Source organism: Kribbella albertanoniae (assembly GCF_004348455.1).
GTDB classification, from domain to species: Bacteria; Actinomycetota; Actinomycetes; order Propionibacteriales; family Kribbellaceae; genus Kribbella; species Kribbella albertanoniae.
In genome coordinates this window covers 1-5,782 of record NZ_SMKA01000404.1, presented here as the reverse complement: position 1 = coordinate 5,782, position 5,782 = coordinate 1, and the positions used below count along the sequence as shown (strand labels likewise).

General features: G+C 66.5%; 3 protein-coding genes. 2 read left to right on the top strand and 1 reads right to left on the bottom strand.

The annotated features are described in order from the left end of the window. Positions 1-135 precede the first annotated feature (135 nt). On the top strand, positions 136-1,320 hold the full coding sequence (locus E1261_RS42760) for a winged helix DNA-binding domain-containing protein (RefSeq protein WP_132415737.1): 1,185 nt from the start codon (positions 136-138) through the stop codon (positions 1,318-1,320). Here the strand turns inward: E1261_RS42760 and E1261_RS42755 are convergent. Further along, positions 1,317-2,843, bottom strand: coding sequence for a DUF4185 domain-containing protein (locus E1261_RS42755; RefSeq protein ID WP_132415735.1), 1,527 nt, complete (start codon positions 2,841-2,843; stop codon positions 1,317-1,319). The two genes, E1261_RS42760 and E1261_RS42755, sit on opposite strands and share 4 nt — an antisense overlap. Before the next feature lie 1,497 nt (positions 2,844-4,340). Between E1261_RS42755 and E1261_RS42750 the strand changes: the two genes are divergently transcribed. After that, positions 4,341-5,516, top strand: a complete 1,176-nt coding sequence (locus tag E1261_RS42750; RefSeq protein ID WP_238176799.1) for a lytic polysaccharide monooxygenase auxiliary activity family 9 protein — start codon at positions 4,341-4,343, stop codon at positions 5,514-5,516. The last annotated feature ends 266 nt before the right edge of the window (positions 5,517-5,782 follow it).

Below are 5,782 nucleotides of genomic sequence, written 5' to 3'. Positions count from 1 at the left end.
GCCCTAACGACAGGATGTAGTCATCTACGTATACCGCTCCGCAGGCCTGAGCCGAGCGGAAATCGCGCCGATCCAGGGGACACCTCCTGTCCTTCGGGAGGTCGTGCTGTCGGTGGGGCCTGACAGGATTGCGGCGTGCTGAAGATCTCCGATGCTGAGCGCCGCCGTCGGCTTGTGGTTCGCCATGGGCTGGTACGGCGGTTCGACCGGATCGAGGATGCGGTGCGGGGGATGACCGTGCTGCATGCGACCGAGGCGGCCACCGTGCACCTGTCGTTGTGGGCGCGGGTGGCCGGGGTGACGGTCGATGCGGTGGACCGCGCCTTGTACGACGAGCGCAGCGTGGTGAAGCAGTTGGCGATGCGGCGCACGCTCTTCGTGTTCCCGCGGGACCTGCTGCCGGCCGCGTTGGGCAGCGCGGCTCGGCGGGTGGCCGGTCAGCAGCGGGCGCAACTGACGAAGAGCCTCACCGCCACCGGGATCACCGAGCCGGAGGCGTGGATCGACGAGGCCGTCGCCGCGGTCCTCGACTTGCTGGCCGATGGCACCGCCAGGACCGCCCGCGAGATCCGGGAGCAAGTCCCACTGCTGGACAGCAAGATCCAGTCCGGCGGTCCGAGTGGGAAGTGGTCCGCCGTGCTGCCTGTCGCGCCGGTCGTGATGACGCTGCTCGGTGCGGAAGGCCGTGCAGTCCGCGGCGCCAATGCCGGGCATTGGCGACTCAACAAACCTGCCTGGACGTCCGCCGAGCACTGGCTCGGGGGCATCCCGGAGCCGCTGGAAGAGTCCGCCGCGTACGCCGTACTGGTCCGCCGCTGGCTTGCGACCTTCGGCCCTGGGACCGAGGCGGACATCGTCTGGTGGCTAGGTGCAACCAAGACCGCAGTACGGCGAGCACTCGCAGATGTCGAGGCGGTCGAGGTCGAGCTGGACCAAGGCATCGGCTGGGTGCTGCCGGACGACACCCAACCTCCGGACGAAGTGGAGCCCTGGGCCGCGCTGCTCCCGACACTGGACCCGACCGTGATGGGGTGGAAGGAGCGGGACTTCTACCTGGACCCGGCGGACAAGCCGTTCCTGTTCGATACCAACGGCAACGCCGGCAACACCGCTTGGTGGGACGGCCGGATCGTCGGTTGCTGGTTGCAGGACGACAAGGATCCGGCCGCGCCCGTCCGCCTCGTCATCCACGACGACGTCGGCAAAGCGGCGCACGCAGCTCTCGAAGCCGAGGCCGAGCGGCTGACCGAGTGGCTCGGTGGCGTCCGCATCACCAACGTCTACTCCTCACCGCAGATGCGCGGCCTCCGCCTGCCCTAACGCTCCTCCAGTACGACGTCGTCCACCTGCAGCCAGACATCCTGACCGTGCCCGAAGAACCCGGCGTACACCTGAACCAGCGACTCCCGACCGGAGTCGAAGTCGACGCTGACCTTCGTGTACGCCGGATGCGCCCCGCCCGTCCGCTCGACGATGGTCCGCCCGCGCAAACTCCGTACGCCGAGCATCGTCTCGGAATTGTTCTCCGCGGTCCGGATCCACGCGGACAGCCGATACCGGTGATAGGGGCGCACGGCAACGTTCTGCTGCACTGCGTGTGCTCCGACCGACGCTCGCAAGTAGGCATTGTTGACCCCGGAGTGACCCAGGTTGGACCGGTCGATCCCGCCATGACCGTTCAGCTGCCACGGCGCCGACGGCGTACTGGAGGTCTGCGCCTCGAAGCCGGGATCCGTTACCAGGTTGGCGATCTGGCCGTCGTCCGTCAGCTTGGTATGCATCAAGTACACGTTGTACGGATCCCACTGCGACATCGTGAAGTACAGATCCGACCCAGTAGACCAAGGATGCATGTACGTCCCGTACAACCCCGGGAAGTCGGTGCCGCGGACAACGACTTGCTCACCACTCCACGGCCCGGTCAGCGATGCGGAAGTCCGCAGTACGACGGATGCTCGCTGCTCGTCGAGATACATCATCAACCACTTACCCAGGTGCGCGTTCCACTGCACCGACACCTCGGAGACAGGCCCCACCGCGATCGGTACCGCCGACCGCTCCACCGGCGACCATCCACGCCCATCCCAGTACCGCCAGGCGCCCTTCTCGAGCACCCGAGACTCGGGAACCCGAGCCAGGTAAGCGTTCCCGAACCGACCGTTCGGCGTACCGATCATGTACACGTACCCGGATGAGCGCACCAACGCGACCATCTGGAAGTTGTTGTCCCACGTCGACGTGTTCTGCCAGCGTGCGGTCGGCGACTTCGTCCAGTTCTCGCCGTTGTCGTCGGAGTAGGCGAATCCGGAGTAGTTCGTGAACCACGATCCCGCCGGGCCCCAGTAGTTGACCGACATGTACTGCACGTACTGGCGCTTCCCGACCGCGATACCCCCGGTCGGGATGACGGTGTGCTCGTCGCGGTCGATCTTCTTGCAGCCCAGGAACTCCTTGGCGTGCCCGGGCCGGTCCTCGGCCGCGGAGTCCAGCGTCATCCCGTCGGCCAGATTCCGGTCCTTGCTCCGCAGCAGCAGATTGCACCGCCAGTCGATGGTGGCCGGGTCGCCGACCCCGCCGCCCGGTCCGGTCCAGCCGCTCCCATAGCTGTCGCCGAACGCGGTCAGGATCTCGCCGGATCCGTTGTCCCACAGGATTCCGAGGTCGGTCGCCTTCAGCGCGAACCGCGCCTCGGTATCGTTGATCGACTCCGGACCGGTGAGTTTCGCAACTCGCTCGGCCGGCGACGGCACCGCGGCCGCCTGGGCCGCGGGCACGGTGTTTCCGGCCGGAACCAGCGCGGCGCCGACCAGGGCGGGCAGGACGAACAACCATCGGTTCCGCATCCGGATCTCCTCAGGCGGGGGAAGAAATCGATTTCCCGCCACCGTAAACCCCCGGCCCACCCCGGTCAATCACCGAGGCCCGTTCGAGCGAGGTCCCCTCAATGTGCCGGTTCTCCCCTCGAAATATCCGGTTCTCCTCACCGGCGTGTGGGTGCTTTGCCCGTCCTGCCCGTCCTGCCCGTCCTGCCCGTCCTGCCCGTCCTGCCCGTCCTGCCCGTCACAACGTCCGAAGATCCGAACACCATGCGCGCGTGTCATGTCTTGGGACATCGGTAACGGTTGGTGTCTGTGGACATCGGGAACGGTTGTGGACTGCCCCGACGAGGCTGTGGGTCTTGTCGGGGCAGTGTCGAGCAGCCGGTACCGGATGGTTCCGCAACCGGCCAAGCGGCCCAAGCGGATCCGCCCGCCGCTGGCTCGCCGCGCAGACCCCGCAGCCGGCCACCCTGGCCGAACTGCAGCACCTGCTCGACCACTACCGCACCGGCTACAACCACCGCCCGCCACCAAGGCCTGAACGGTCTCACCCCGCAGCACGCCTACGACCTCGCCGAGAAAACAGCCTCCGAGACCGAGCAAAGCGTCACTCATGTCCCGCGACACACCCGTGAACTATCTGACGAGACTTAACAGAACACCATGCGCGCGTGTCCTTCGGACGTTAGCCGGGGGCAGTGATTAACGTCCGACGATCCGGAGAACCAGGCGCGCGTGTTCTTCGGACGTTGCGGTACGGCGCTCTGCTGGGCCGCGTGCAGGTGAGCTGGCGTACTGCGGTCACCTGGTGGGGAGTTCGGACATCTGGTCGGGTGTCCGGGGTCCCCAGTTGGTGTACGCGGTTCGGCTGGTCGGCTGGTTGCTGCGGGGGTTGGGGAGTTCTGCCCGTCGTTTTCGGGTGGTAGGACTCCCCAGCCGCGTCCGGACAGCCGTTTACAGCACGCCCAACGAACCCGCGCTGCCTCGAACCACCCGCGACGGGTCCGCGACACGCCTCGTCACCACCGGCAGCAACCACAACCCGTCCGGCAGCAACCACAACCCGTCCGCCCCAGGCCTCGTTGACCTCTGCCCGCCGACCTCCACCTCTGCCCGCCGGCCTCGCCATCCCGCCGAGCCGGGCATCCCGCCCAGCCGCACCCAGCGGTAAACCTGCCGCGCCACCGCCGTAGGAGACCGGGCGCATCCGAGCGCACTGTTACGACCGCCGCCGTACAAAACCCACCCAGCAACACGGACGGATATCCCCTCAATGTGCCGGTTCTCCCCTCAACATCTGACCGGAGAACCGGCAACTTCAACGGATAGCCCCTCAAATGTTCACGGGCCGGGCCGACGACCTCGCCGAGCAGCCCAGCCACAGACCCGACCGACCCCGAAACGTTTAAGTGGCTGGCGCTGGGCATCGCGCGCAGGGGACGGTTTCGGGAGCGCTCCCATTGCGCCGTTGTCGGGGGCCGTCTTTCGGCGCGGGAGACGGTCCATGGAGGAGGAATCATTGTGAGGCTTTTACGACCTATTGCACTGAGTGCTGCCCTGATCGGTCTGACCGGCGCGCTTCTGGTGGCGTTGCCGGCGCCGGTGGCTCAGGCTCATGGCGCGTTCACGTTTCCCGGTAGCCGGACCTATCTGTGCTACGTCAACGGCAAGGAAGGCGGTAACGGAGGCGACCTCAAACCGACCAACCCCGCGTGCGCGGACGCCTGGAACAACGGCGATCACTATCCGTTCTGGAACTGGTTCAGCAACCTGATCAGCAACGCCGGTGGCCGGCATCGCGAGATCATTCCGGACGGCAACCTGTGCGGGCCCGATGCGCGGTTCAGCAAGTTCCGGGCGGCGCGTTCGGACTGGCCGACCACCAATCTGAAGCCTGGTTCGACGATCAACATCCGGTACAACGCCTGGGCGCCGCATCCCGGCACCTGGACGCAATACATCACCCGGGACGGCTGGGACATCAATCAGCCGCTGCGCTGGTCCGACCTGGAGCCAGCCCCCTGGAATGCGGTGACGAACCCACCTCTGAACGGGAGCGGCCCCGAGGGTCCGGAGTGGACCTGGCCGGCCACATTGCCCGCGAACAAGACCGGCCGCCACATCATCTACTCGATCTGGCAGCGCAGCGATAGCCCGGAAGCGTTTTACCAGTGTGCGGACGTGAATCTGACCACCGGTTCGGGTGACCCAACGCCTACGCCTCCCCCGCCTCCCCCACCGACCAGTTGCTCGGTGACCTACTCGACGCCTAGCCAGTGGAACAACGGTTTCACGGCCAGTGTGAAGGTGACCAACACCGGCCAGAACACGGTCGGCGGCTGGACGGTTCGCTGGAGCTGGCCGAACGGGCAACGGATTGTCGGCGAAGGATGGGACGCCACTGTCGTGAACAACGGAGCCACCGGGGCGATTGCCTCCAACGCCTCCTGGAACTCGGTCATCCGGCCGGGTGAATCGGTGACGTTCGGCTTCAACGGATCCCACACCGGGACGAACGGGCCGCCGACCGATTTCGTCGCCTGCCAACCAGCGAGCGCAGCCACGGCGGCCACGAGCGAAGGCGTCCTGATGCAGATGCTGGCCACCTTCCGAAGTTTCAAGCAACCCACGCACGACCACTCGAAGCACGACCACTCGGCGCACACCGGTTCTACCCACGCACAACCATCGCGCTGACCAAGACCAGCACGCGGCAACGCCGGTCGGGCGGACCCTCATCAGCCAACGAGGGTCTGCCCGATCGCGCCGCAGCAGAAGATCCGGTGCGAATAGGCCCAAACTCGCCTCGCCGACCGCCCGTTACCTTCTTCGTGCACCGTGAACAAGCGGTGTCTGGTCGCCGGGCCTGGTATGACTTACTGCCCCTGTCGTGTGCATGATCCGGGGGGTGTTGTCGCCAGGTCTGGTGGCGTTGGTTGACCGCTGATAGGGACAGGGCCACC